20 protein-coding genes are annotated in these 25,136 nt (G+C 72.9%); 2 read left to right on the top strand and 18 right to left on the bottom strand.

Going from position 1 to position 25,136, the window contains the following annotated elements; genetic code table 11:
• Nucleotides 1-11: 11 nt before the first annotated feature.
• The 9 genes from ABD329_RS08460 to purN all read right to left on the bottom strand — a co-directional run bounded on the left by ABD329_RS08460 (nt 12) and on the right by purN (nt 9,865).
• Nucleotides 12-803, bottom strand: coding sequence for a hypothetical protein (locus tag ABD329_RS08460; RefSeq protein WP_214665015.1), 792 nt, complete (start codon nt 801-803; stop codon nt 12-14).
• Between the two features lies 1 nt (nt 804).
• The gene (locus tag ABD329_RS08465; RefSeq protein ID WP_198277968.1) at nt 805-1,266 is read right to left on the bottom strand and encodes a hypothetical protein; all 462 of its coding nucleotides are present in this window, start codon (nt 1,264-1,266) and stop codon (nt 805-807) included.
• Nucleotides 1,253-3,196, bottom strand: coding sequence for a hypothetical protein (locus ABD329_RS08470; RefSeq protein ID WP_425574300.1), 1,944 nt, complete (start codon nt 3,194-3,196; stop codon nt 1,253-1,255). The genes ABD329_RS08465 and ABD329_RS08470 overlap by 14 nt, the downstream gene beginning before the upstream one ends.
• Nucleotides 3,197-3,341: 145 nt before the next feature.
• Nucleotides 3,342-4,331 carry a malate dehydrogenase gene (locus tag ABD329_RS08475; protein ID WP_198277965.1) on the bottom strand — a complete coding sequence of 330 codons (990 nt, stop codon included), beginning with the start codon at nt 4,329-4,331 and terminating at the stop codon, nt 3,342-3,344.
• Between the two features lie 324 nt (nt 4,332-4,655).
• Entirely contained in the window at nt 4,656-5,723 is a 1,068-nt protein-coding gene (locus ABD329_RS08480) for a helix-turn-helix domain-containing protein (protein WP_198277964.1), read from the bottom strand.
• Between the two features lie 399 nt (nt 5,724-6,122).
• Nucleotides 6,123-6,593: a DUF3017 domain-containing protein gene (locus tag ABD329_RS08485; RefSeq protein ID WP_198277963.1), complete on the bottom strand. Its 471-nt coding sequence runs from the start codon at nt 6,591-6,593 to the stop codon at nt 6,123-6,125.
• A complete protein-coding gene (locus ABD329_RS08490; protein WP_037953392.1) occupies nt 6,583-7,470 on the bottom strand; it encodes a bifunctional methylenetetrahydrofolate dehydrogenase/methenyltetrahydrofolate cyclohydrolase in 888 nt (295 codons plus the stop codon). Before ABD329_RS08490 ends, ABD329_RS08485 begins: the two co-directional genes overlap by 11 nt.
• A 176-nt stretch (nt 7,471-7,646) precedes the next feature.
• A complete protein-coding gene (purH, locus tag ABD329_RS08495; RefSeq protein ID WP_198277962.1) occupies nt 7,647-9,212 on the bottom strand; it encodes a bifunctional phosphoribosylaminoimidazolecarboxamide formyltransferase/IMP cyclohydrolase in 1,566 nt (521 codons plus the stop codon).
• A complete protein-coding gene (gene purN / locus ABD329_RS08500; RefSeq protein ID WP_198277961.1) occupies nt 9,209-9,865 on the bottom strand; it encodes a phosphoribosylglycinamide formyltransferase in 657 nt (218 codons plus the stop codon). The genes purH and purN overlap by 4 nt, the downstream gene beginning before the upstream one ends.
• Nucleotides 9,866-10,266: 401 nt before the next feature.
• Here purN and ABD329_RS08505 point away from each other — a divergent pair, with 401 nt between their 5' ends.
• Nucleotides 10,267-11,121, top strand: coding sequence for a hypothetical protein (locus ABD329_RS08505; protein ID WP_344316161.1), 855 nt, complete (start codon nt 10,267-10,269; stop codon nt 11,119-11,121).
• Nucleotides 11,122-11,170: 49 nt separating this feature from the next.
• Here ABD329_RS08505 and ABD329_RS08510 read toward each other — a convergent pair whose 3' ends face one another.
• The 8 genes from ABD329_RS08510 to ABD329_RS08545 all read right to left on the bottom strand — a co-directional run bounded on the left by ABD329_RS08510 (nt 11,171) and on the right by ABD329_RS08545 (nt 23,263).
• Nucleotides 11,171-13,042: a cell division protein PerM gene (locus ABD329_RS08510; RefSeq protein WP_344316162.1), complete on the bottom strand. Its 1,872-nt coding sequence runs from the start codon at nt 13,040-13,042 to the stop codon at nt 11,171-11,173.
• A gap of 208 nt (nt 13,043-13,250) precedes the next feature.
• Complete coding sequence (gene sucD, locus ABD329_RS08515) at nt 13,251-14,135, bottom strand: succinate--CoA ligase subunit alpha (protein ID WP_037953384.1); 885 nt, start codon at nt 14,133-14,135, stop codon at nt 13,251-13,253.
• 21 nt (nt 14,136-14,156) lie between these two features.
• On the bottom strand, nt 14,157-15,329 hold the full coding sequence (gene sucC, locus ABD329_RS08520) for an ADP-forming succinate--CoA ligase subunit beta (RefSeq protein ID WP_198281213.1): 1,173 nt from the start codon (nt 15,327-15,329) through the stop codon (nt 14,157-14,159).
• A 347-nt stretch (nt 15,330-15,676) separates the two neighbouring features.
• On the bottom strand, nt 15,677-17,107 hold the full coding sequence (locus ABD329_RS08525; protein ID WP_344316163.1) for a hypothetical protein: 1,431 nt from the start codon (nt 17,105-17,107) through the stop codon (nt 15,677-15,679).
• A gap of 98 nt (nt 17,108-17,205) precedes the next feature.
• The gene (locus ABD329_RS08530; RefSeq protein WP_344316164.1) at nt 17,206-18,078 is read right to left on the bottom strand and encodes a hypothetical protein; all 873 of its coding nucleotides are present in this window, start codon (nt 18,076-18,078) and stop codon (nt 17,206-17,208) included.
• Nucleotides 18,079-18,246: 168 nt separating this feature from the next.
• Entirely contained in the window at nt 18,247-19,554 is a 1,308-nt protein-coding gene (locus tag ABD329_RS08535) for a VWA domain-containing protein (RefSeq protein ID WP_344316165.1), read from the bottom strand.
• Nucleotides 19,551-22,133, bottom strand: a complete 2,583-nt coding sequence (locus tag ABD329_RS08540) for a DUF5682 family protein (RefSeq protein ID WP_198280615.1) — start codon at nt 22,131-22,133, stop codon at nt 19,551-19,553. The genes ABD329_RS08535 and ABD329_RS08540 overlap by 4 nt, the downstream gene beginning before the upstream one ends.
• The gene (locus ABD329_RS08545; protein ID WP_309142886.1) at nt 22,130-23,263 is read right to left on the bottom strand and encodes an ATP-binding protein; all 1,134 of its coding nucleotides are present in this window, start codon (nt 23,261-23,263) and stop codon (nt 22,130-22,132) included. Before ABD329_RS08545 ends, ABD329_RS08540 begins: the two co-directional genes overlap by 4 nt.
• Before the next feature lie 149 nt (nt 23,264-23,412).
• On the opposite strand from ABD329_RS08545, the gene ABD329_RS08550 reads away from it, so the two are divergent.
• Complete coding sequence (locus ABD329_RS08550) at nt 23,413-24,879, top strand: SWIM zinc finger family protein (protein WP_344316166.1); 1,467 nt, start codon at nt 23,413-23,415, stop codon at nt 24,877-24,879.
• On the opposite strand, the gene ABD329_RS08555 is transcribed toward ABD329_RS08550, so the two are convergent.
• Complete coding sequence (locus ABD329_RS08555) at nt 24,845-25,123, bottom strand: hypothetical protein (protein WP_344316202.1); 279 nt, start codon at nt 25,121-25,123, stop codon at nt 24,845-24,847. The genes ABD329_RS08550 and ABD329_RS08555 overlap by 35 nt on opposite strands.
• Nucleotides 25,124-25,136: the final 13 nt, after the last annotated feature.

A 25,136-nucleotide genomic window follows, 5' to 3' on the forward strand; every position in this document is an offset into this window, starting at 1 on the left:
CCGGCCGCCGGTCAGGTGACCGGGCAGTAGGCCGTGGGGCAGAAGGACGCCAGCACGATGCCCTGCCGCTCCCGCTGCTTCGGCCAGTCGTCGGCCGGGCCCGCGACCAGCACCGCGTACTGCACCCGGTCCGGGCCGGTGAAGGCCCGGTCGAGTATCCGGCGCGGGCCGTACTTGGCGCTCCGGTAGCCGTACTCCAGCTCCGCGTCCGCGTCATCGCCGGGCCCGAGCCGCTTGAGGTCATACCGCTTGTAGCCGGGGTTCTTCTTGAGCCCCGTCTCGGCTTGGCTCAGCGCCTCGTACGGAGTGATGTCGGGCTCGGTCAGCGCGAAGACCTGGATCAGACTGCCTCCGTCGGACGACTCGTAGAACACCCCGGTGTCGCGCTTGACCCGCTGCCAGCCCGTGGGCACATCCAGCCGGAACCCCTCCGGGTCGGTGGTGCGCACATAGTCCGCCGGCGGCCCCTGGGTGCTGTCCTCGGACACCGATGGCGGTGCCGAGGTCGGCTCCGTGTACGGCCCCGACGACGCCGACGGCTGTCCGGCCGAGGGCGACCAGGATGAGGCCGAGGGCGAACCGCCGTCCGCCCGGGGCTTGTCGTCCCCGCCGTCCGACACCAGCTTCCAGGCGCCGAAACCGATCCCGCCGACCAGCACTACGGCGAGCACCGCCAGCAGCACCGTGCCCAGATGCGGATTGGGTGGTCTTCGGCCCGGAGCCGGCGGCTCCGCGCCCACTCCCACCCAGCGCTGGGCCTCCTCGTCCCATCGACGGCCCCCCTCGCCGCCCGGCGTGCTCATCTCACCCGCCCAACAGCGCGCCGACCGCCTGTCCGACGGCGACGCCCGAGGCGAGCATGCCGACACTGGCGCTCGCGTCCTGCAACATCACCCGGATCCGGGCCAGTCGGCCGGCCCCCGCCCGCCCGGTGCGCTCGATCTCGTCCTCGGTCCGGTCCAGCTCGTCGGAGAGCGCGCCGACCTCCGGGCTCGGGACCACCCGTCGCAGATCCTCGGCAAGCTGGCGAACGGCCTCCAGCAACTCCTGATAGGCGGGGTCGCAAGGGGCTTCCGCCTGACGTCCGTTCACGATGTGGTTGTGGTCGCCGAAGCCGATGGCGCTGTCCTGCACCTTGCCGAACCGGATGTTTCCGAACGTGCTCCCGCCGCCCGCCGCCGGGGTCGTGCCGCCACCGCTCGCGCCCGCCGCGTGGTCCGCGCCGCCGCTCATGTCGCTACCGTCCTCCGTGTCAGCCATCGCCATGGCCGCCTCCCGCTCCATTGCTTCCGGTGGTGTTGCTGATGGTGTTGTGGTCACCGAAGCCGAAGGCGCTGTGCTCCGCGGACTCGATGAAGACTCCGCCGCCGCTCACATTGATGACCTTCTGCTCGAACTCACCGGTCTCCCAGCCGGCTTCGTCGAGCGCCCTTCGCACGCCATTGGCCACCCGGTCCTCGACGCTCTTCAGATAGCGGCTGACATCCATCTCCTGGAAGAGCGATGCGCCGGCGTCGCTGCCCAACTCCCGCACCGAGACCCAGGGCCCGTCGGGGATGGCCGCCTCATAGCCCCCCGCGTACATCCGCCAGAGGAAGGCGGCCGAGCGGAAGGCGTAGATGATCGCCCGGCCCGCCGCCGTGGGTGTCCGCCCCAGCGCCCAGATCACCTTGCCGGGCAGCCCGCCGCGGCGGTGGGAGTCGGAGAGCCGGTCGACCGCCCGGAAGTCCGGGCGGATCGGGCGCAGCACATGCGGGGCGAACTCCAGCATCAGCATGCCGCCCTGCGTATGCACCCGCACGAAGACGGTAATGACGACCTCTTCCCGCCATGCGCCGACGCGGATGCGCAGAAAGTGCCGACGGATCTCGCCGCCCTCCTCGACGGCCTCCGCCCGCTCCCGCGCGAAGTCCGCCTCGCCGTACGGCACGAAGGAGCGGCTCCGTAATCCGGTGACCTTGAGGAAGACGCATTCGTCGAGCTCCAGGCCGCGCAGCCGGTCGCGGCTCTCGGCGACGGCGCGAGTTGCGCCCTGCGCGGGGGCGGTGCCTTGAGCGGGGGTGGTGCCTTGCGTGGGGGTGGTGCCTTGCGTGGGGGTGGTGCCCTGGACGGAGGCGATACCCTGGGTGGCCGGGGTGCGCAACTTCTCGACCAGCGGCCGGATCCGCTCCAGGATCACGCGGTTGTCCAGCGGCACCGGATCGCCGCCCTCGCGCGGCCGCAGCTCCACGGCGAGGGTCCAGGTGTCATGGGCGGTGCCCGCGCCGAGGAAGGGGTGCCGATCGTGGTAGAGGATCACCGGTGAGTACTGCTCACGGCGGATCAGGGCCCGCACCCGCTGGAAGCGCCCGCCCTCGAATCGCTCCGCGGGGTCCGCGGCGGGGTCGGCGAAGGTCTCCGGCTCCAGATCGGTGGCCAGCACCCGGGCCACATGCTCACGGTGCAGGGCGACCGCTGCGGCCATCGCGGCCGGGATCACCAGCGCGAACCAGGCGGCGGTGGTGTCCGACCCGGTGACCAGGATCGGTGCGAGGTCCTGCAACCCGCTCGGATCGGACTGCCCGTCCGTGAGCGCCTGCGTCAGGGCGGAGAACACATAGGACAGCAGGCACAGACAGCCGAGCGCCCGCAGCACCGCGGCCGCCCGCCGCCTGGTGAGGGTGACCCCGTCGGCCCCGGGATAGTCGGCGCGGAAGGCGCCCATGGCGCCGCCCCTGGCCCAGGCCGCCAGCAGTAGCAGCGCGCAGGAGAGCAGGAAGAGATAGAAGAAGCCCTGGGCCAGCAGGAAGTCCAGCACCCATAAGGACACCAGCAGCGCGGTCCAGCACGCCTCCAGACGGCGCGCGCGCAGCGCGTGCGCCAGCACCCGGACCGCGTCGATGCCCAGCGAGGGCGCCACGGCACGCTCCTCGTGGACATACAGCTCGTCCACGACCGCGTCCCGGAAGTCGTCGTCCAGATAGGCGCCCGCGCATAACAGCCGGGTGGCCTCGCTGGTGGCGTGGGGAGAAGCGTCCGCGGCGGTACGAGAAGAAGGGACCGGCGGTGGCGGCTCCGCCCGCGACCGCGGCAGACGAGCGGAGTGACCCCCTACCGAAGGACCCGCAACGCCAGACGGACCCGCACCGCCAGAAGAATCAGCACTACCGGACGGATCAGCACCGCCGGAAAAATGATCACCACGCGTATTGGCCATGTTTCCCCCCGAGGCCGTAGCAACTGCCTCCACGGTAGGGGAAGATGGCCCGCGATTACAGTGCATGGCCGAAGGGTCACACTCCGGAGTGAATACCGGAATGTGACCCTTCGGAAATTGCCGCGTCGGGGCGGGCCGGGGCGCGTCAGATCAGGCCGAGGCTCCGCACGGCCTCGCGCTCGTCCTCGAGCTCCTTCACCGACGCGTCGATGCGGGACCGCGAGAACTCGTTGATGTCCAGGCCCTGGACGATCTCGAACTTCCCGTTCTTGGCGGTGACCGGGAACGAGGAGATCAGGCCCTCCGGCACCCCGTACGAACCGTCGGAGACCACACCGGCGGAGGTCCAGTCGTCGGCGTCGGTGCCGTTGACCCAGGTGTGGACGTGGTCGATGGCGGCGTTGGCGGCGGAGGCGGCCGAGGAGGCGCCGCGCGCCTCGATGATCGCGGCACCGCGCTTGGCGACGGTCGGGATGAAGGTGTCGGCCAGCCACTGCTCGTCGCTGACGACCTCGGCGGCGTTCTTGCCCGCGACCTCGGCGTGGAAGACGTCCGGGTACTGGGTGGCGGAGTGGTTGCCCCAGATCGTCAGCTTCTTGATCTCGCCAACCGGGGCGCCGGTCTTCTTCGCCAGCTGCGACAGCGCGCGGTTGTGGTCCAGCCGGGTCATCGCGGTGAAGCGCTCGGCCGGTACGTCCGGCGCGGCGGCCTGGGCGATGAGCGCGTTGGTGTTGGCCGGGTTGCCCACGACCAGGACCTTGATGTCGTCCGCGGCGTGGTCGTTGATGGCCTTGCCCTGCGGCTTGAAGATGCCGCCGTTGGCCTCCAGCAGGTCGCCGCGCTCCATGCCCTTGGTGCGCGGGCGGGCGCCGACCAGCAGCGCGACGTTCGCACCGTCGAAGCCCACGTTCGGGTCGTCGGAGATGTCGATGCCCTGGAGCAGCGGGAAGGCGCAGTCGTCGAGCTCCATCGCGGTGCCCTCGGCGGCCTTCAGCCCCTGCGGGATCTCCAGGAGGCGCAGTTTGACCGGCACGTCCGCGCCGAGGAGCTGACCGGAGGCGATGCGGAAGAGCAGCGCGTAGCCGATCTGGCCGGCCGCGCCGGTGACGGTGACGGTGACGGGAGTGCGGGTCATGGCGGTCTCCTGCGCTGTGTTGTCAGTCCAAGATCTCTTGGTGTCGAGATACTTGCGCCAGGCTATCCGACGGCACCTGACCCACGTTCTCTCGGGCCATTGTGTAACCGCTCACCGTGCGTTCCGGACCACCGCGCAGATGGGACCACCGGGCACTTTGGCGGCCGCCTGCCAGGAGGGGGAGTGCAGGCGGCCGCCCAGTGCCGCACCCGTGGGGGGGCTCGGGCAGCGCCTGCCCCGATTCCCCCGGCTCATTCCCCCCGGTTTCGAATTCCTCCGGACGGGCTCCGGACGAGTTCCCGGACGGGCCTCGCCCCCGCCCACTCAGCCCCGGGCGCCGGGGGCCGTGCAGGCACGCGTACCGCCGCCGAGGGTGGCACACGCGGTGGCCCGCGCGGCGGAGTCCACCGGGATCATCTTGGTGTACGCATCGCCGTCGGCGCCGACCCTGCCGCTCTGCGAGCGGGCCGCGCCGCCGTTCGCACCCGGCGTCCTGACCTGGATGACATCGCCCGGGGTGGCCCGGGCGACCCGGGCCCAGGCGGCCTCGCAGGTCTTGCTGTAGCGGACCTCGACATACGCGGTGCCGACGGTGACGTCGGCCGTCGTCGTCGCGGAAGCGCCGCACCCCATGGCCTGCGGATCCTGACCGGTGCAGTCCTGACCGGCGCACTTCACACCCTCCGGGAGCCGCTGACGCGCGCTGGTGGCCGGTGCGGTGGTCGGCCGCTCCCCGCGCTTCTCGCCGTCGCCGCCCGTGTCGAGCAGAAGGACGGCCCCGGCGACGAGCAGCAGCGCACCCACGAGCCCCCCGGCGAACAGCGCGGCGCGCTTCCGGCCCTTCGGAGGCGGCGACGACGGCGGTGCGGACGACGACGGAAGAGAAGGCGGCCCGTCGGAGTCCGGCGCCCGTCCGGCCGACGCCGCGCGAGCCGGGAGCACCGGAGCCGTCGCGACCAACGGCTGCACCGGATCGGGCGGTTCGACCCTCGGCCGGCCGTTCCCCGGGGAGCGGCCGTTCCTCCGGGCGTCCACCCCCCGCGCCGCCGGGTCGAACTGCTCGATGGCGGCCCGCGCCCGCGCGACGCCAATGGCCTCCATCGTGACGTCGTGCCGCGTCTCGGAGCGGCTCCAGGCCCGCTCCGCCAGCTCCCACAGCGTGCCGAGGTGGTGGACGTCGGCGCCGGTGGCCTCGGCCAGGGCCGCCACCGCGCCCCACGGGGGCAGCAGCCGTCCGTTGAGGTAGCGCTTCCAGGAACTCTTGCTGTAGCCGGTGCGGTCGGCGACGGCGGCGACGCTCAGCCCGCTGCGCTCGACGAGCGTGCGCAGTCGGCCGATGAACTCCCGGACCCGCGGATCGAGTTCCTCCGGTAAGTCCCTCCAACGAGGCATTGCCTCCCCCTCCCCCCGCACGTATCTGTCAATCGCCCGTGCCGCGGCCGCCGTTGGCGTCCCCGAGCCCCGAACTGACTACCCCAAGGGATGCCTTGCCCCAGAGTGTCAGCTCTTCGGGCGGGGGCGCATCGGAGCATTTCGTGCACCGGTACGCGCTCCCTCACACCCGGCTCGTCGTTGCACAGCGGAGACCTCGTGCTGGAACGGTCACTTCCGCGCCACAGGGTTCCCACGCTCATTGATCCGGCACAGCTCACACACAACCCTGGTTACCAGGCGGTCCGTCCTTCTTCGGGGGAGAGGGCGGACCGCCGCCGGACCGTTTGGATCCGGCCACAACGACGGGGGCCCGTCCTTCCACGGGGGAGAGGACGGGCCGCCGTTTCACGTCGTCGGCTAGCGCACCGTGAAATGCACCACGTCGTCAAGGAACGGGATCGACACCCAGGGATCCGGCTGGGCCATCAGGGAGAGCAGCACGATCGCCGCGCCCAGCAGCCCGTAGGTCAGCATGTCGGTGAAGCGCGACCGCACCGCGAGCATCCCCACCTCGGGCAGCGCCCACCGGAAGAAGGCGCCCGCCAGCAGGGAAAGCCCGATCAGCACCGTGCCCGCACGGAACGCGTCCAGGGCGACGATCAGCAGCCCGAGACCCACCCCGCCCATCACCGTGAGCAGCGGCCACTGCCGGGCGGGCGCCGGAGCGGCACCGGGCGCGGCCCGGCCGCCGCCCTCCGGGCGCGCGGTGTCCCGGGTGATCAGTGGGAAGCGGCGTGACCTGCGGATGAACCGGCCGGGCCCGGTGGGCGGCGCGGACGGCTCCTGCGGCTGCTCCCCGGCCGTCGGCTCGCTCGCCTCAGCCGTCATGGCCGGCACCGGCGTCGGCGGCCGCCTTCGCGTCCCGCTCCGCGGCCTCCACCACGTTGACCAGCAGCTGGGCGCGGGTCATCGGGCCGACCCCGCCCGGGTTCGGCGAGACCCAGCCCGCGACCTCGGTCACACCGGGGTGCACATCGCCGGCGATCTTGCCGTGCTCGTCCCGGCTGACGCCCACGTCGAGCACCGCCGCGCCCGGCTTGACGTCCTCCGGCTTGACCAGGTGCCGCACCCCGGCGGCCGCCACGATGATGTCGGCCTGGCGCAGGATCCCGGGCAGGTCGCGGGTGCCGGTGTGGCAGAGGGTGACCGTCGCGTTCTCCGAACGGCGGGTCAGCAGCAGCCCGATCGACCGGCCGACGGTGATGCCGCGGCCGACGACCACCACATGCGCGCCGTTGATCTCCACACCGTGGTGGCGCAGCAGCTGGATGACGCCCTGGGGCGTGCACGGCAGCGGGCCGCTCTCGTTGAGCACGAGGCGGCCGAGGTTCATCGGGTGCAGCCCGTCGGCGTCCTTGACCGGGTCGATCAGCTCCAGCACCCGGTTGGCGTCGATGCCCTTGGGGAGCGGCAGCTGGACGATGTAGCCCGTGCAGGACGGGTCCTCGTTGAGCTCCCGGACCGCCGCCTCGATCTCCTCCTGGGTGGCGGTCTCGGGCAGGTCGCGCCGGATGGAGGCGATGCCGACCTCGGCACAGTCACGGTGCTTGCCCGCCACGTACCACTTGCTGCCGGGGTCCTCGCCCACCAGCACGGTCCCGAGGCCGGGATGGATGCCCTTGGCCTTCAGCGCCTCCACGCGGCTGACGAGATCGGACTTGATCGCGGCTGCGGTTGCCTTGCCATCGAGAATCTGCGCGGTCATGGCTTCATCCTCCCGGATGCGGGGACATCGGATCCAATCAGGGGCCGGTCGGGGCCGGACCGGCGAAGGCCGCACCCCGTGATTCGGTCGGGGTGCGGCCTCCTGTGCTCACTCAGCGATCGCCCGGTGCTCGCTCGCCGGCACTCGGTACTCGGTACTCGGTACTCGGTACTCGGTCAGTGGAAGAAGTGGCGCGTGCCCGTGAAGTACATGGTCACACCCGCCTTCTGGGCGGCCTCCACCACGGCCTCGTCACGGACCGAGCCGCCCGGCTGCACCACGGCCTTCACGCCCGCCTCGGCCAGCACCTCGAAGCCGTCCGGGAACGGGAAGAAGGCGTCGGAGGCGGCGTACGAACCGGTGGCCCGCTCGGCACCGGCCCGCTCGACGGCCAGCTTCGCCGAGTCCACCCGGTTGACCTGGCCCATGCCGACGCCGACCGTGGCGCCGCCCTTGGCGAGCAGGATCGCGTTGGACTTCACCGCGCGGCAGGAGCGCCAGGCGAAGGCCAGCTCGGCGAGGCCGTCGGCATCCAGCGCCTCGCCCGTGGCGAGGGTCCAGTTGGCCGGGTCGTCGCCCTCGGCCTGGAGGCGGTCCTTGACCTGGACGAGCGTGCCGCCCTCGATGGGGCGCTGCTCGGTGGCCTCCACCGGCGACTCCGCACAGCGCAGCACCCGGATGTTCTTCTTACGGGCGAGCGCCTCGACCGCGCCGTCCTCGTACGCCGGGGCGACGATCACCTCGGTGAAGATCTCGGCGACCTGCTCGGCCATGGCGACCGACACCGGGCGGTTGACGGCGATCACCCCGCCGAAGGCCGACAGCGGGTCGCAGGCGTGCGCCTTACGGTGCGCCTCGGCGACGTCCGCCCCGACCGCGATCCCGCACGGGTTGGCGTGCTTGATGATCGCGACGCAGGGCTCGGAGTGGTCGTACGCGGCCCGGCGGGCGGCCTCGGTGTCCGTGTAGTTGTTGAACGACATCTCCTTGCCGTGCAGCTGCTCGGCCTCCGCGAGCCCCTTACCGCTGCCATCGGTGTAGAGGGCGGCGGGCTGATGCGGGTTCTCGCCGTAGCGCAGCACGTTCTTGCGGGTGATGGTGGCGCCCAGGAAGTCCGGGAAGGAGGAGTCGTCCGCCGCCGCGTAGTCGGCCGCGAACCAGTTGGCCACCGCCACGTCGTAGGCGGCGGTGTGCTGGAACGCCTCGGCCGCCAGCCGCTTGCGCCGCTCCAGGTCGAAACCGCCCTCCGCGGCGGCCTCGAGGACGTCGCCGTACCGCTCGGGGTTGACGACCACGGCCACGGACGGGTGATTCTTGGCGGCGGCCCGGACCATGGAGGGGCCGCCGATGTCGATCTGCTCGACGCACTCGTCCGGCGCGGCGCCCGAGGCGACCGTCTCGCGGAACGGGTAGAGGTTGACCACGACCAGCTCGAAGGGCTCCACGCCCAGCTCCCGGAGCTGCTCTTGGTGCGAGTCGAGCCGCTGGTCGGCGAGGATGCCCGCGTGGACGCGCGGGTGCAGCGTCTTGACGCGGCCGTCGAGACACTCGGGGAAGCCGGTCAGCTCCTCGACCTTGGTGACCGGGACCCCGGCGGCGGCGATCTTCGCGGCCGTCGAGCCGGTCGAGACGAGCTGGACACCCGCCGCGTGCAGCCCTCGGGCCAACTCCTCGAGACCCGTCTTGTCGTAGACGCTGACCAGCGCGCGGCGGATGGGCCGCTTGGTACCTTCGGCGGTCACGGGATCCTTACCTTTCGTCCCTCTATGCGGTAGCCGTGACGGGCCAGACGCCCCACGACCTCGACGAGCAGCGAACGCTCGACTTCCTTGATCCGCTCATGGAGAGCGGACTCGTCGTCCTCGTCCCGGACCTCGACCACGCCCTGGGCGATGATCGGGCCGGTGTCGACGCCGTCGTCGACGAAGTGGACGGTGCATCCGGTCACCTTCACACCGTGCGCGAGCGCGTCGCGCACGCCATGGGCGCCGGGAAAGCTGGGGAGCAGCGCGGGATGAGTGTTGACACAGCGGCCGCCGAACCGGGCGAGGAACTCCTGGCCCAGGATCTTCATGAACCCGGCCGAGACGACCAGGTCCGGCTCGTGGGCGGCGGTGGCCTCCGCCAGGGCCGCGTCCCACTCGGCGCGGCCGGTGTGGTCCTTGACCCGGCACACGAACGTGGGGATCCCGGCGCGCTCGGCGCGCGTCAGGCCCTCGATGCCGTCGCGGTCGGCGCCCACGGCCACCACCTCGGCGCCGTATCGGGCCACACCCTCGGCGGCGATGGCGTCGAGCAGCGCCTGGAGATTCGTACCGGAGCCGGAGACGAGGACGACGAGGCGGACCGGGCGCCCGGGGCGCGCAGGACTGGCGGGGGAAGGCGGGGAGGCCACGGCGGGGCTCTTTCTCGCGGGCGGTGCTGCCGTTTGTGTGGTCGTACAAGGTCGCGGACTCATCAATTCCGGGGAACTCTACGAAGCCGCCGACCGTCAGCAACGATACCGGCACACGAAGCGGCCCCCAGGGGACGGGGGCGGGCACGGGAGGTAGCGTCTGGACTGCGAACGCAACTGACGCCACTGACGCCGTGGGAACGACCGCCGCACCCGCGCCCCGAGCCGTACGGCACCAGCCGTACCCGCGCCGTACGGCACCAGGCCGTACCCGCCCCGGCGTGCAGGACGACGACACAAGGGGAAGACACACTCCACATGCCGGACCGACGCCGCCGCGCGGCTCATCGCCTCACTCCGCCCCCCGCCCAGGCCCGGGGGCGGCGATGAGGCGCGCCCGCATGTCGCGCACGACGCCGCTGCTCCGGGAGCAGCAGTCGTCGTCCTCCTCCTCGTCCTCCTCGTCCTCGTCCGCCCCCGGCGGACCGAACGGGGACCAGCACGAGGACAATCCGTTCGCCCCGCCGCCCGAGGGCAGGCCGGATCAGCCCTGGCGGCCCCGGCACCGACCGGACGGCTCCGGCGGGGAGAGCGGCGAGGGCGGCGAGCGCCGCCCCGGGGCCCAGGGCGACCAGGACGGGCCGGACGGCGACCAGAACGGTGAGCAGCCGCAGCAGCCCCCGGCCTGGGGCAGCCAGTGGAGCAGCCGCCAGCCCGGCCGCCAGAGCGGCGGCTTCGGCGGCGCCCCGGGCTCCAACCGCCCCGACGGCCCGGGCGGGCCCGGCGGCCCGGGTTGGGACCCCAACGACCCGGCCCAGCGGCGCGCCCGGTACGCGCTGCTCTCGGGCATGTGGGCGTTCTTCTTCGCGCTCTTCAGCCTGCCGCAGATCGCGCTGCTGCTGGGGGTGCTGGCCCTGTACTGGGGTGTCAGCTCGCTGCGGGCCAAGCCGCGCCGTACGGCGCCGCCCCCGGCCGCGGCCGCGCCCCTGAACGCCCCGCCCCCACCTCCGGGCGCCGCCCGGGCGGCGCTGCCCGCTCCCGGCAGTGGCCCGGCGAAGTCGCAGTCGACGGCGGCGATCAGCGGTCTGGTGACGGGCGGGCTCGCGCTCGCGATCGTCGCGGCGACGTTCAGCTTCCAGGTCGTCTACAGCGACTACTACACCTGCGTGGACGACGCCCTTACGCAGACCTCGCGCCACGACTGCGAAACCCTGCTCCCCGAGCAGCTCCGCCCCCTGCTGAGCACGCAGGACTGACGGCGCCGGGCCCGTACGGCGGAAGGCTCGCGACCGCCTGCCGACCGCCTTACGGTTCGCGGCGGGCGTCGTCCGGCGGCGAGGGCTCCGTGTGGAGGGGGGTCGGGGCGGGCTGTGACTCGGCGGGCGGCTGCGGCTCGGGGGCGCGCTTCCGGCTCAGCGCCCATCGGCGCGGGCGGGCCGCCCCGGTGGCGCCCGGGGTGCCCGCGGGCGTCGCGAGCCCGGCCATCGTGCCCACACCGGTTTCGCGTCCCGTCTCCCGCCCGGTCTCCCGTCCCGCCTCCGCACCTGCGCCGGGGGCCGCCTTACGGTTCCGCTTGCGGTCGGCGCCCGACGCGCCCGGGCGCAGCCACTGCCACCACGGCTCGGCCATCGCCTCCCGCACCTCGGCGGACTCCATGGGCGACACCGTGGGCAGCACCGCCGCCCGCGCCTCCGCCTCGGCCGCGGCCCGCGCCGCACGGGCGGCCTTGGCCTCCGTACGGGCCTGCCTGGCCGCCCTGCGGGCCTGTGCGCGGGACGTCCGGCGCTCCGCCCGCGCCGCCTTCCACTCGGGCCAGGAGGCCTTGGTGGGGACGCACAGCCGGTACCAGCGCAGCACCATCGCGCCGGGCACCCCGATCACTCCCGTCCAGGCCAGCGTGATCATGCCCGTGCGCCACCAGCTCGGGCCGAGGTCGGCGAGGATGCCGATGCCCAGCGGTCCGCCCGAGACCCCGGCCAGCAGCGCCATCGCGGCCGCGCAGCCGACCGCCGCCAGCGCGGCGAGCACCAGCGTCTCGGCCCAGCCCCAGGGCGGCCTGGGCTCGCCCTTGCCGGGCCGCCGCACCGCCGCGATCCCGATGAACCAGGCCACCGACGCCCCGGCGGCGATCCCCGTGAGCCAGACCAGCGGCCCGCCGGAGCCGTCCGTGGGCAGCGCGGCGACCAGGGGGAAGTGCGGCAGCTGGGGGTAGGAGGTGATGCCCAGCGGCGCGACCACACTGCCGCCACCGACCGTGAACCCGGCCCCGACCCCGTACGCGGCGCCCCAGACGATCGCGTTCGGCAGCAGTGCCAGGCTCACCAGGAGCACCGCGAACCGCCCCGACCACACATCGCTGAGGTTGAGGAAGGTCACCTGCACGGCGCCCGCGTGGCTCAGCATCGACGTCGCCGTAAGGAGCGCACCGCTGCCGAGCAGGACGACGAGACCGCTGGTCCCGGCCCGTAGCGCGGCGGTCAGCCGACGGCGCCGGCACCAGCTGCGCGCGGCCAGGAACGATGCCGTCCTTACGGTCCATTCGGCGCCGGGGAGCCGCCGCAGTCTCTCGCTCACCCGTCCCGGCGGGCGGAGCGGGAACCGTCCGTCGGCCGTCCACACGCCGACGGCGGCGATGGCCCCGGCGACGACCGGCAGATGCAGCAGCGCGCTCAGCGGATCGACACTCAGCGGCCCGGTCGAGGCGTACACCGCGGCAGCGGTGCCCACCAGTAGATAGCCGCCGGTCACCCAGGCGAAGGCGGTGCGCGGATCGACGACGGACTCCTCGGGCACCCACTGCCCGTCGCCCTCGTCGGGCTCCGCCTGGTAGACGGCGTGCTGGGCGGCCCGGTACAGCAGCCAGCACGGCACCACGCTGAGCAGCAGCGGGGTCAGCCCGACCGGCGCGGTGTGGCCGGAGAGCGTCTCGGTGCGCACGAGGTCGGCGCCATGGCCGAGCAGCCACAGGTCGGCGGCGACATGCAGGGCTCCGTCGGGGCTGCTCTCGGGGGACGAGGAAGTGATCCACAGCAGCAGTACGGCCACGGCGAGCGCGCCGAGGCCGAGCCCGGCGGCGACCACACCGCCGAGGAACGCCTCCCTGATGGCGGAGGAGCGCCGGGGCGCCGAGCGGTCGCGTGCGGACACCGACGGGCTGCGATCGGTCGTTTGCGTCACATGACCATGCTGCCAATAACAGCCGTTTCATCCCCACATCAAGGGTTTGGTCGCCGTGTCGCGGCTAGTCCGCTTATGCGTCTTTTATAGAGTTGTGGGACGGATAGGTGGCTTGCCGCGTTCCGACCGGGTATCCGTCGCCCGGAAATACCGCGGGCCCGCACCACCATGGGGTGGTACGGGCCCGCGGCATCGAGCCGTGGCGGCGTCAGCCGGCCAGCGCGGCGCGCGCCAGGCGCGCGGTCTCGGACGGGGTCTTGCCGACCTTCACACCCGCGGCCTCGAGGGCCTCCTTCTTCGCCTGGGCGGTGCCGGAGGAGCCGGAGACGATGGCGCCCGCGTGGCCCATCGTCTTGCCCTCGGGGGCGGTGAAGCCCGCCACATAGCCGACGACCGGCTTGGTGACGTTGGCCTTGATGAAGTCCGCGGCCCGCTCCTCGGCGTCGCCGCCGATCTCGCCGATCATCACGATCAGGTCGGTGTCGGGGTCGGCCTGGAAGGCGGCGAGGGCGTCGATGTGGGTGGTGCCGATGATCGGGTCACCGCCGATGCCCACACAGGACGAGAAGCCGATGTCCCGCAGCTCGTACATCATCTGGTAGGTCAGCGTGCCGGACTTCGACACCAGACCGATCCGGCCGGGCTTGGTGATGTCGGCCGGGATGATGCCCGCGTTCGACTGACCCGGCGTGATCAGACCCGGGCAGTTCGGGCCGATGATGCGCGTCTTGTTGCCCTTCTTGCCCGCGTAGGCCCAGAAGTTGGCAGAGTCGTGGACCGCGATGCCCTCGGTGATCACGACGGCGAGCGGAATCTCGGCGTCGATCGCCTCGATCACCGCACTCTTGGTGAACTTCTCCGGGACGAAGATGACCGTGACATCGGCGCCGGTGGCGTCGATGGCCTCCTTGACGGAGCCGAAGACCGGGATCTCGGTGCCGTCGAAGTCCACGGTGGTGCCGGCCTTGCGCGGGTTCACGCCACCGACGATGTTGGTGCCCGAGGCAAGCATCCGGCGGGTGTGCTTCTGCCCTTCGGACCCGGTCATCCCCTGGACGATGACCTTGCTTTCCTTGGTGAGGAAGATAGCCATGGTTTCTGGTGACCTCGTCCCTTACTTCGCAGCCAGCTCGGCGGCACGCTCGGCCGCGCCGTCCATGGTGTCCACCTGCTGAACGAGCGGGTGGTTGGCGTCGGTGAGGATCTTGCGACCCAGCTCCGCGTTGTTGCCGTCCAGGCGCACGACCAGCGGCTTGCTGACGTCCTCGCCCTTGGACTTCAGCAGCTCCAGGGCCTGGACGATGCCGTTGGCGACCGCGTCACAGGCGGTGATGCCGCCGAAGACATTGACGAAGACCGACTTGACGTCCGGGTCGCCGAGGATGATCTCGAGACCGTTGGCCATCACCTCGGCGGAGGCGCCACCACCGATGTCGAGGAAGTTGGCGGGCTTGACGTTGCCGTGGTTCTCGCCCGCGTAGGCGACGACGTCGAGGGTGGACATGACCAGACCCGCGCCGTTGCCGATGATGCCGACCTCGCCGTCGAGCTTGACGTAGTTGAGGCCCTTGGCCTTGGCGGCCGCCTCGAGCGGGTTGGCCGCGGCCTTGTCCTCGAGCGCCTCGTGCTCCGGCTGCCGGAAGGCGGCGTTCTCGTCCAGGGAGACCTTGCCGTCCAGCGCGATGACCTTGCCGTCTTCGGTCTTGACCAGCGGGTTGACCTCGACGAGCAGGGCGTCTTCCTTGATGAAGACGGTCCACAGCTTCTGGAGGACCGCGACGACCTGGTCCGCGATCTCGGCCGGGAACTTCGCGGCGGCGACGATCTCGGCGGCCTTCTCCTCGGTCACGCCCTCGATGGCGTCCACCGGGATCTTGGCGAGCGCCTCGGGGTTCTGCTCCGCGACGACCTCGATCTCCACGCCGCCCTCGACGGAGGCCATGGCGAGGAAGGTGCGGTTGGTGCGGTCCAGCAGGAAGGAGACGTAGTACTCCTCCTTGATGTCCGCGGTCTCGGCGAGCATCACCTTGTGGACCGTGTGGCCCTTGATGTCCATGCCCAGGATCTGGCCGGCCTTCTCGACGGCGTCATCCGGGTCGGAGGCCAGCTTGACGCCGCCCGCCTTACCGCGGCCGCCCGTCTTGACCTGCGCCTTGACGACCGCGCGGCCGCCCAGTCGCTCGGCCACCTCGCGCGCCGCCCCAGGCGTGTCGATGACTTCACCGGCCAGCACCGGTACACCGTGCTTGGCGAAGAGGTCCTTCGCCTGGTATTCGAACAGGTCCACGCGCGTCCGTCCCTTTTCCATGGATTTCGCGGTCGTTATCAGCGCGGGCGTGCCGCGGGGGCAGCGTGACGACGCGATCTGTAACGAGGGCGGCACACGTTCGCCGGGTACGCGGCATGTCCGCCTCGCAGGTTATCTCCGTGGACCGTGCGGCCCTAAATCGCAGATCACACTGGAGCGGTGATTACGGTCACAGATCGCGACCGTTTCCATCTATCTCCGTACGACAACCGGGCAGCCCCCTCCCCAACGAGGACTGCCCGGTCGATGACGCTTGCCTTACGGTTTTACGGTTTCGCAGCCTGCATGGCCTTCACGGCCTGACTGTCTGACGCCCGCCGGAGCGATCAGACGGTCGGGAGCGTGCCCGGAACGGTCGGCAGCTGGACCGGGACGGAGGGCAGGTCCGCGGGGACCTGCGGGAGGTCGGCCGGGACGGTCGGCAGGTCCGCCGGGAGCTGCGGCAGGTCGGCCGGGACGGTCGGCAGGTCCGCCGGGAGCTGCGGCAGGTCCGCCGGGACGGTGGGCAGCTGCGGCAGGTCGGCCGGGACGGTGGGCAGGTCCGCCGGGAGCTGCGGCAGGTCGGCCGGGAGCACCGGGAGGGCCGGGATGTTGGCGACGTCGGTCAGGTCGGTGGGCACCGCCGGGAGCAGGCTCAGCGCACCGTCCTTGGCGTTACCCACGGTGGTCTGGGCGTTCGCGACCACGCCGGTGGCCAGCCCGTGGGCGAACGGCACGGTGGTGCCCGCCACGTCCTGCGCGAACGGAACGGCGGTGGACGGCACGCTCACCACGACCGGCACCAGGCGGTCGACTGTGTCCTGGGCGGCCGGAACCACGTTGGAGGCGGTGCCCAGCGCAAAGCCCTCGGCGCTGCCGGTCACGACGTCCACGTACGGGGTGGTGCGCGCCACGGCGTCGTCGGCCAGCGCACCGGTGTCACCCACGGTCCGCTCGGCGACCGGGACGACCTTGACCACGAGGCGGTGCACGGCGGGCGGCAGCACGTCCGAGGCCACACCGTCGACGACCGGCTTGGTGGTGCCGACGGCACCCTGCACCTTGCCGGTCAGCTCCTCCGGGCGGATGCCGGCGCCGGAGAGGGAGGCGAGCAGGTCATTGGCCGAACCCGGGGCGGTGGGCAGCTTCGGGGTGGCGGGGAGCTCGGTGGGCAGCTGGCCCGTGACGCCGTCGACGTTGGGCAGCGAGCCGGTGGGCAGCGTGGAGGCGTCGGGCAGGGTCGGCAGCGAGCCGAGGCCGGGCAGGCCGGGCACGACGCCGGGGACCTCGCCGGTGGGCAGGTCGAGGTCGGTGGTCTTCTTGACGGTCTTCTCGACGCCCTTGACGGCCTTGTGGGCCTTCTTGACGACCTTGTCCGGCTTGCCGGCGACATCGCCGGTCAGGCCGTCGGTGGTGTGCTCGACGGTCTTGGTGACATCCGAGACCCGCGGCAGGTTCTCGGCGCCGGGGACGGTGTCCCGCACCGGGGCGGTGACGCCGTCAACGGTGGAGGCGGCGCCGTCCACGGTCTTCTTCGCGGTGTCGGTCACCTTGGAGGTGTCGGCCACGCCGCCGGTCACACCGTCGACCGTCTTGGTCACCTTGTCGGTCGACACGGTCTTGTTCACCGTCTTGGTCACGCCGTCCACGGTGCTGGTGACACCGTCGGTGGAGGGAACGGCCGGGTTCTCGGCGGCAGAGGCGGCGGCCGAGCCGAGGGCCCAGATACCGGTGGCGGCAGCGGCTACGAGGATGGAGCGGCGAAGGTTGTTGCGCATGGTGGAGGAAGTCCTTCGAAAGTCAAGAGGGGTTTCGGACGGGCAGACCTGACCCGCCCCCGCGCGGCAGGTCTCAACAGACGGGGGTGAGGTCTGCCCTAGCCGGGGAATTCGAGGACTTCGTTGAACCGCTCGCGCGTCGGCGCCGAGCTCTGCGCGCGGACCGTACCGGGCTTCAGCCCGAAGGACGGCACGCCGGACGGCGGAAGAGCGGCCTGGGTGTTTCCACCACGGGAGGCGCCGCTGTCGCCGGTGCACTGGGAGGTGGCCCCGAGCGGGGACCGCGGTAGGGGCAGCGGCGCCGGGGCGCCACCGTCCGGACCGGTGCCGGAGACCGCCGCCCGGACGACGGGCCCGTGCCCGTCGTGGGAGACGGCCGCGTCGTGGTGTGCGAGGACGGCCTGGGCGTGGGCCCCGGGCCCCATCGGCGCCCGCGCCGCGGGCGCCGCCTTGTGCACGGTCGCCGGCTGGGCCTTGGCCGCGTGGTGCTCGGCGGCCGGGCCGTGGTGCGCCGCGGAGTCCTGGGGACCCACGCCGATCGCGTCACCGATGCCGACCTCGGGAAGGCGCACCGGCAGCTCACCGCTGGTGGCGCCGCCGACCAGGTCGTCTATCGGCTTGGTGATCTTCTGCGCCTGCCGCTCGACCGGCTCCTGGATGGGCCGCACGGCTTCCCGCACGACGTCCTGGGCCTTGTGCGTGGTGCGGCCCACCACCGGCGGTGCGTGCCGCTCCACCTGCTGCCGCGCCCGCTCGACGCCCGAGGGGTCGAGCAGCCGGGAGACGCCGGAGGCGCCTGCCTGTTCACCTGTCGCGCCCTGGTCGCTCCGCTCGGCGGCCTGAGCGCTGCCGCCGAAGAGGAACGCCAGGGCGAGGAAGCCACCGAGGAAGAGCGCCGCCAGCAGCGCCCGCCGCGCGGCCACCGTGCGCGGCAGGCGCACGGCGACAGGCATGGCGGACGTAACAGACACGAGCGGGGCCTTCCCTGAGTACGAGGCGTACAACGGGCACGTAAGCGTGGCGATATGGCTTGTGGGCCGCCGGAACAGGACGACATCGCCAACCGGATGGCTGGATTCATGTCCTGGGCGACGAGGATGATCCTTGCACGACCCACAGGGGTCGGCGCAAGCCCCGGATCACTGATGCATCACCATGTCCGGTATAGGCAGTTGGCGTCGTTCGATGGCCGCCGCCATCACATCCGGGAAGAGGTCGGGGGTGCAGGCGAAGGCGGGCGCGCCCAGCGCGGCGAGGGCCGCCGCGTGTTCGCGGTCATAGCTCGGCGCCCCCTCGTCGGACAGCGCGAGCAGCGTCACGAACTGCACACCGGACGCCTTCATCGCGGCGACCCGGCCCAGCATCTCCTCGCGTATGCCGCCCTCGTAGAGGTCGCTGATGAGGACGACCACGGTGTCGGCGGGCCGGGTGATCTGCGACTGGCAGTAGGCCAGCGCGCGGTTGATGTCGGTGCCGCCGCCGAGTTGGGTGCCGAAGAGGACATCCACCGGATCGTCGAGCTCCTCGGTCAGGTCGACCACGGAGGTGTCGAAGACGACCAGCCGGGTGGCGAGGGAGCGCATCGAGGCGAGCACGGCGCCGAAGACCGAGGCGTAGACCACGGACGCGGCCATGGACCCCGACTGGTCGACGCACAGCACCACGTCCTTCTTCACCCCGCGCGCCGCCCGGCCGTATCCGATGAGCCGCTCGGGGACGACCGTCCGGTGGTCGGGCAGGTAATTCTTGAGGTTGGCCCGGATGGTGCGGTCCCAGTCGATGTCCCGGTGGCGCGGGCGGCTGATCCGGGCCGAGCGGTCGAGTGCTCCGGTGAGGGTGGCACGGGTGCGGGTGGCCAGCCGCTTCTCCAGGTCCTCGACGACCTTACGGACGACGGCCCGAGCGGTGTTCTTGGTGGTCTCCGGCATCGCCTTGTTGAGGGAAAGCAGCGTGCCCACGAGATGGACGTCCGCCTCCACGGCCTCCAGCATCTCCGGCTCCAGCAGCAGGGCGGACAGCCCCAGCCGGTCGATGGCGTCGCGCTGCATGACCTGGACGACGGAGGTGGGGAAGTAGGTACGGATGTCACCCAGCCAGCGGGCCACTTGGGGCGCGGAGCCGCCGAGCCCGCCGGAGCGCGCGCCGCTCCCGGCGCCCTGGGAGCCGCCGCTGCGCCCGGCCGCCGTGGCGCTGCCGCCCGCGCCGTCGGCGCCTCCGGAGCCGTAGAGGGCCTCCAGCGTGCGGTCCATGGCGGCGTCGGTCCCGCTGAGCGAGCAGCCGGTGCCGTCGGCGCCCTGGCCGCCGAGCAGCAGCCGCCAGCGCCGCAGCCGCTCCTGGTCGGTCCGGGGGTGGGCGCTCGAGGGACTGTCGTGGCCGGGAGCGGGGTCGCCGTGAGGGGCCGCGCCGCCGTGCGGGTCGGCAGCGACGTGAGGGGCGCCGTGCGTCATCGGGCTGCCTCCATGGTGTCGTTGGCGTGCGGGGCGGGGTCGAGGCCCAGCAGCAGCCGCACCGTCGGTACGACGGCGGCCGCGCGGTCCGGGTCCAGCCCGGGGCCGAAGCCGGGTGCGGCGGGGGCGCCTCGGCCGCCGGCGCCGGTGGGCCCGTCGGCCGCTGGGCCCCGGCGGACCAGCTCGCCCAGGGTGCGGCGCACGCCGGTGTCGTACGCGGAGAAGGTGCGCCGCAGCAGCGGCAGGACGTCGGTGAACGCCTCGACGGGAACGGAGATCAGCCAGCGGTCGACCAGGCCGAGCAGCCGCTCGTCGTGGACGAGCAGCATGCCGCCGCCCGTGCCGCCGCCGATGAACCCCTCGATCCAGGAGGCCGCTTCGGGCGGCTGGGTGCCGGGCGAGAGCGCGAGCCCCATCAGCCGGGCCGCCTCGTCCTCGGCGAGCCGGCCGTCGTCCAGCAGCAGCCGCGCGGCGCGGCCCCGGATGAGGCCGGGGGTGGCGGGGGTGCCGTCCCGCCCGGCGAGGTTGCGCAACATGGCCGCCCAGCGGGGCCGCAGGCCGTCGGCGGCGCGGTGCTCCGCTGCCCGCGTCTCCGCTGTCGACATGTCTGTTGTCGACATATCGGTCTGTGAGTGTGGCTGCGGGTGTGACCGCGCCCCGGCTTCCGTTCCGGCCGTCCCTGTTTCCGACAGCAGGGCGATCGCCCGGTGCACGGCCTCCATATGGCGGCGCATCTCGGCGGCGCCGTCGGCGTCGAGACCGACGCATGCGGGCGGCAGACCGACCAGGATCCGCTCGGCCAGCCCCACCGCGACCTCGCCGAGCGAGGCCGTGTCGGTGCCCCGTACGTCCCCGTAGCGCACCGAGCGCACCAGGGCGGGCAGGGCCTGGGCGAGATGGCCGACGTCCGCGTCGAGCGCGGCCCGGTCGGCGAGTGAGCGCATCACGACGGGGAGGGCCGCGGAGAGCCCGGCGAGGAGGCAGCGCTCGGCCAGCTCGGTCACCTCGGCGAGCCCCTTGGCGCTCCGGGCCTCGGTCTCCGCCTTGGCGGTGGCCGCCGACAGCACCGTGGTGCCCCACACCCCCGCCTCGGCGACCCGCACCGCCAGCTCCGGCTCCCACCGCAGCCGCCAGGTCTCCCTGAAGGTGCCGGTGCTGCCGCGCGAGACGGCCGGAGTGCCCCAGTCGACCCCGAGCAGCCGCAGCCGGTGCAGCAGACGGCTGCGTCCCGCGTCGGTCTCCTTGCGCAGATCCAGCTCCAGCTCGCGCTCCTGCGCCTCGGGCTTGAGCCGCAGCGAGCGCTGGGTGCGCGTCAGATCGCGCTGGAGCGGCACCGCCGGAGCGGACTCGGGGACTTCGCCCAGGATGTCGCCGACCACGAGCCGGTCCCGTACGAGCGCGATCGGCACATCGGAGCCGTCGCACATCACCGCCCTTACGGCGTCGAGGGTCTCGGCGAGCCCGGCGAGCGGACGTCCCCGCATGGCGGCCAGGGTTTCGGCCAGCCTTACGGCCTCGATGACATGGGCCGAGGAGACCGCGAAGTCCTCGTCCCGCAGCAGCCCGGCGACCTTGGTGAGCCAGCGCTCGACCGGCCGGTCCGGGGCGTGGAAGAGATGGTCGTACCAGCCGGGCGAGGTGATGCCCGCCCCGTATCCGCTGTGCCGGGCCAGCCGGCGGTGCGTCCACGGCACCCAGCTGATCTCGGTCTTGACCTTGGGCAGCCCCTTGAGGAGCTTCCGGTCGGCGGTCGCGGTGGTCCGCTCCCCCAGCGCCGGTACGTGCCAGGCCCCGCAGACGACCGCGACCTCGTCCCCGAACTCCCGCCGCGCCTCGCGCAGCCGCAGCCGCATATGGGCCTCGCGCACGGTGTCGTCCTCGTGCCCGCCGTGCCCGTACTCGGCGCGCAGCGCCGCCATGGCCTCCGCCACGGCCGTGAACGCCTCGGCGCCGCCGCTGCCGCGGTGCTCGATGACGTCCTCCCACCAGCGCTCCGGGTCGTCGTATCCGGCCGCCTCGGAGAGGACGGCCAGCGGATCGACGCGCATCCGCTCGGCGGAGGCGGCGGCCGGGGCGGCCTGGTCGTCCTCGTCGGCCGCCTCAGCCTCGAGGCCAGGCGGGCCAACCGGGGCCGAGGGACCGGCCGGATCGGGCGGACCGGCCGGGGTCGGCTCGGCCACCGAAACGGGCGGACCGGCCGGGGCGACCTCGGCCACCGGGGGCTTCTTCGCCGCCATGGCCAGCGAGTTGGCCGCCGGGAGATCGATGAACCGCACCGGAACCTCATGGGCCAGCGCCCACTGGATGGCCGCCCACTCCGGGGAGAACCCGGCCAGTGGCCAGAACCCGGCGCGCCCCGGGTCGTCCGCGGCGTGGGCGAGCAGCGCCACCGGCGGACGCATGTCCTTCTCGGCGGCGAGCCCCACGATCGCGTCCGCCTCCGGCGGCCCCTCGAGCAGCACCACGCGCGGCGGGCACGCGTCCAGCGCGGCCCGCACCGCCCGCGCCGACCCGGGCCCGTGGTGCCGCACGCCCAGCAGCAGCGGGCCCGTGGGCCACGCCCGTGGGGCGCCCGTCATGCGGTCACCTCTCGGCACGCGCGGTAGAAGTCCTTCCAGCCGTCGCGCTCACGGACCACCGTCTCCAGGTACTCCTGCCAGATGACGCGGTCGGCCGCCGGGTCGCGGACGACCGCGCCCAGGATGCCCGCGGCCACATCGCCCGACCTGAGCACGCCGTCGCCGAAGTGGGCGGCGAGGGCGAGGCCGCCGGTGACCACGGAGATGGCCTCGGCCGTGGACAGCGTGCCCGAGGGCGACTTGAGCTTCGTACGGCCGTCACCGGTCACTCCGTCGCGCAGCTCGCGGAAGACCGTGACCACCCGGCGGATCTCCTCGACGCCCTCCGGGAGCTCCGGGAGCTCCAGCGAGCGGCCGATCTGGGCGACGCGGCGGGAGACGATGTCGACCTCGTCCTCCGGGGTCGCGGGCAGCGGCAGCACGACCGTGTTGAAGCGGCGGCGCAGGGCGCTGGAGAGCTCGTTGACCCCGCGGTCGCGGTCGTTGGCGGTCGCGATCAGATTGAAGCCGCGGACCGCCTGGACCTCCTCCCCCAGCTCCGGGATCGGCAGCGTCTTCTCGGAGAGGATGGTGATCAGCGTGTCCTGCACATCGGCCGGGACGCGCGTCAGCTCTTCCACGCGCGCGGTCATGCCGTCCGTCATCGCGCGCATCACCGGGCTGGGCACGAGCGCGTCCCGGCTCGGGCCGTGGGCAAGGAGCTGGGCGTAGTTCCACCCGTACCGGATGGCCTCCTCGGGCGTCCCGGCGGTGCCCTGGACCAGCAGGGTCGAGTCACCGCTGACCGCCGCCGCCAGATGCTCCGAGACCCATGTCTTGGCGGTGCCGGGCACGCCCAGCAACAGCAGGGCGCGGTCGGTGGCGAGGGTGGTGACGGCGACCTCGACGATGCGGCGCGGGCCCACGTACTTGGGTGTGATCACGGTGCCGTCGGGCAGCGTGCCACCGAGCAGATAGGTGGCGACCGCCCACGGCGACAGCCGCCAGCGTGCGGGGCGCGGGCGGTCGTCGGCGGCGGCCAGCGCGCTCAGCTCGGCGGCGAAGGCGACCTCCGCGTGCGGACGCAGCCCTTCCGCGGCTCCGGCGGCCGCTGCCGCCCCGCTCGTATCGGTGGATTCGGTTCCGGGCACAGTGACGGTCACAGCTCCCCCACGACTCGTTTCCTCGTTCCGTTTCCGGACGCGTGAACCACACTGCACCACCCCACTGACAACCGGCGCTCCGTCAGCGAACGCCCAGGTCAAGGCAATTGTCAGTGGGTGCCCGTACCGTCGCAGACATGAATCCGCAGGGGGAACGCTGGACGGCGGAGCAGGTGCTGGCCCTGGCTCCTGACGCCGCGTCGCGCACGGCGGGCGGCAAGCTCGCCGCGGCCGGCAGGTGGTCGGGCGCGGGCGCGCACGGGTCGGCGGTGTGGGGGCTGTGCGCGGGCAGCGGCAGCAAGCCGTACCAGACGGTGGTCGATCTGAACGGGCCCGGCTATCGGTGCAGTTGCCCGAGTCGGAAGTTCCCGTGCAAGCACGCGCTGGGTCTGCTGCTGTTGTGGGCGTCCGGCGAGGGGGGCGTGCCCACGGGCGGGGAGTCGCCGGAGTGGGCCGAGCAGTGGCTCGGCGACCGGCGGGAGCGGGCCGAAAAGCTCGCCGCCGGGGCCCGGGATGGGGGCACGGGCCCCGGCGGCGGGGCGGGGGACGGCGCGGGGAAAGGGGGGAGCGGAGGCGCGGCCGGCCCGGAGGCGGCGCGCCGCCGCGCCGAGCGGCGGGCCCAGCGCATCGCCGCGGGTGCCACGGAGTTGGAGCGACGGCTCGCCGATCTGCTCCGCGACGGTCTGGCCTCCGCCGACCGCGCCGGGTACGGGGTGTGGGACGAGACGGCCGCACGGATGATCGACGCCCAGGCTCCGGGCCTCGAGGCGCGGGTGCGGGAGCTGGCGGCGATTCCGTCGTCCGGTCCGGGGTGGCCCGCCCGGCTGCTGGAGGAGTGCGCGCTGGCCCATCTGCTCAACCGGGGCTTTCTCCACCTGGACCGCCTCCCGGAGAAGCTGGCCGCCACCACGCGCACCCGCGTGGGGCTCACCACACCGGTGGCCGAGCTGCTGGCCACGGAGGAGGCGATCCGGGACCGCTGGCTGGTCCTGGGCCGCCAGGACGGTACGGACGGCAGGCTGACCACGCGCCGGATCTGGCTGCGGGGCGAGCGTACGCACCGTATGGCGCTGCTGCTCTCGTTCAGCGCCCCCGGCCAGTCCCCCGAGCTCGCGCTGCCCACCGGCCTGGTGCTCGACGCGGACCTCGCGTATTACCCGGCGGCGCGGCCGCTGCGGGCGGCGATCGGCACCCGGCACGAGGAGACGGCGGAGGCCGCGCCTCCTACGGCGCCTCCCGCCGCTGAGGGGTGCGATGTGCCTGGGGCCCCCGAGGGGTGCGATGTCGAGACCGCGCTCGCGGCCTATGGGGCGGCGCTCGGGGAGGATCCATGGCTGGACGGCTGGCCGGTGGTGCTCGCCGATGTGGTGCCGGTCCCGGGGGACGACGGATGGCAGCTGGCGGACGAGCGGAGCGGCTCGGCGCTGCCCGTCGATCCGCGCTGCGCGGGGCGCACCGATCTATGGCAGCTGATGGCGATATCCGGCGGTGGCCCGGTCACCGTCTTCGGGGAGTGCGGGCATCGCGGCTTCTCCCCCATCACCACCTGGGACCCGACCCCCGTCTCGCTCATCGGCACGGCAGCGCAGGGAGGCACCCGTTGACCAGTACGACGCCCATCGCGTCCAGCACGTCCGCCGCATCCGGCCCTTCCGTCGCGTCCGCCGCGTCCAGCACGCCCACCGCGTCCAGCGCGTCCGCCGCATCCGGCCCTTCCGCCGCGTCCAGCACGTCCGTCGCATCCGGCGCGTCCGTCGCGTTCAGCGCGTCCGCCGCGTCCAGCACACCCACCGCGTCCAGCACGTCCGCCGCATCCGGCCCTTCCGTCGCGTCCGCCGCGTCCAGCACGCCCACCGCGTCC

This window comes from Streptomyces javensis, from assembly GCF_039525925.1.
Taxonomy (GTDB): domain Bacteria; phylum Actinomycetota; class Actinomycetes; order Streptomycetales; family Streptomycetaceae; genus Streptomyces; species Streptomyces asiaticus.

What these genes read in the sequence shown, in the direction of transcription:
- ABD329_RS08460 (WP_214665015.1), bottom strand. Translation starts at nt 803, where the DNA reads ATGAGCACGCCGGGCGGCGAGGGGGGCCGTCGATGGGACGAGGAGGCC.
- ABD329_RS08470 (WP_425574300.1), bottom strand. Translation starts at nt 3,196, where the DNA reads ATGGCCAATACGCGTGGTGATCATTTTTCCGGCGGTGCTGATCCGTCC.
- ABD329_RS08525 (WP_344316163.1), bottom strand. Translation starts at nt 17,107, where the DNA reads ATGCGCAACAACCTTCGCCGCTCCATCCTCGTAGCCGCTGCCGCCACC.
- ABD329_RS08475 (WP_198277965.1), bottom strand. Translation starts at nt 4,331, where the DNA reads ATGACCCGCACTCCCGTCACCGTCACCGTCACCGGCGCGGCCGGCCAG.
- ABD329_RS08465 (WP_198277968.1), bottom strand. Translation starts at nt 1,266, where the DNA reads ATGGCGATGGCTGACACGGAGGACGGTAGCGACATGAGCGGCGGCGCG.
- sucD (WP_037953384.1), bottom strand. Translation starts at nt 14,135, where the DNA reads ATGGCTATCTTCCTCACCAAGGAAAGCAAGGTCATCGTCCAGGGGATG.
- ABD329_RS08550 (WP_344316166.1), top strand. Translation starts at nt 23,413, where the DNA reads ATGAATCCGCAGGGGGAACGCTGGACGGCGGAGCAGGTGCTGGCCCTG.
- ABD329_RS08505 (WP_344316161.1), top strand. Translation starts at nt 10,267, where the DNA reads ATGTCGCGCACGACGCCGCTGCTCCGGGAGCAGCAGTCGTCGTCCTCC.
- ABD329_RS08485 (WP_198277963.1), bottom strand. Translation starts at nt 6,593, where the DNA reads ATGACGGCTGAGGCGAGCGAGCCGACGGCCGGGGAGCAGCCGCAGGAG.
- ABD329_RS08490 (WP_037953392.1), bottom strand. Translation starts at nt 7,470, where the DNA reads ATGACCGCGCAGATTCTCGATGGCAAGGCAACCGCAGCCGCGATCAAG.
- ABD329_RS08540 (WP_198280615.1), bottom strand. Translation starts at nt 22,133, where the DNA reads ATGACGGGCGCCCCACGGGCGTGGCCCACGGGCCCGCTGCTGCTGGGC.
- ABD329_RS08535 (WP_344316165.1), bottom strand. Translation starts at nt 19,554, where the DNA reads ATGACGCACGGCGCCCCTCACGTCGCTGCCGACCCGCACGGCGGCGCG.
- ABD329_RS08480 (WP_198277964.1), bottom strand. Translation starts at nt 5,723, where the DNA reads ATGCCTCGTTGGAGGGACTTACCGGAGGAACTCGATCCGCGGGTCCGG.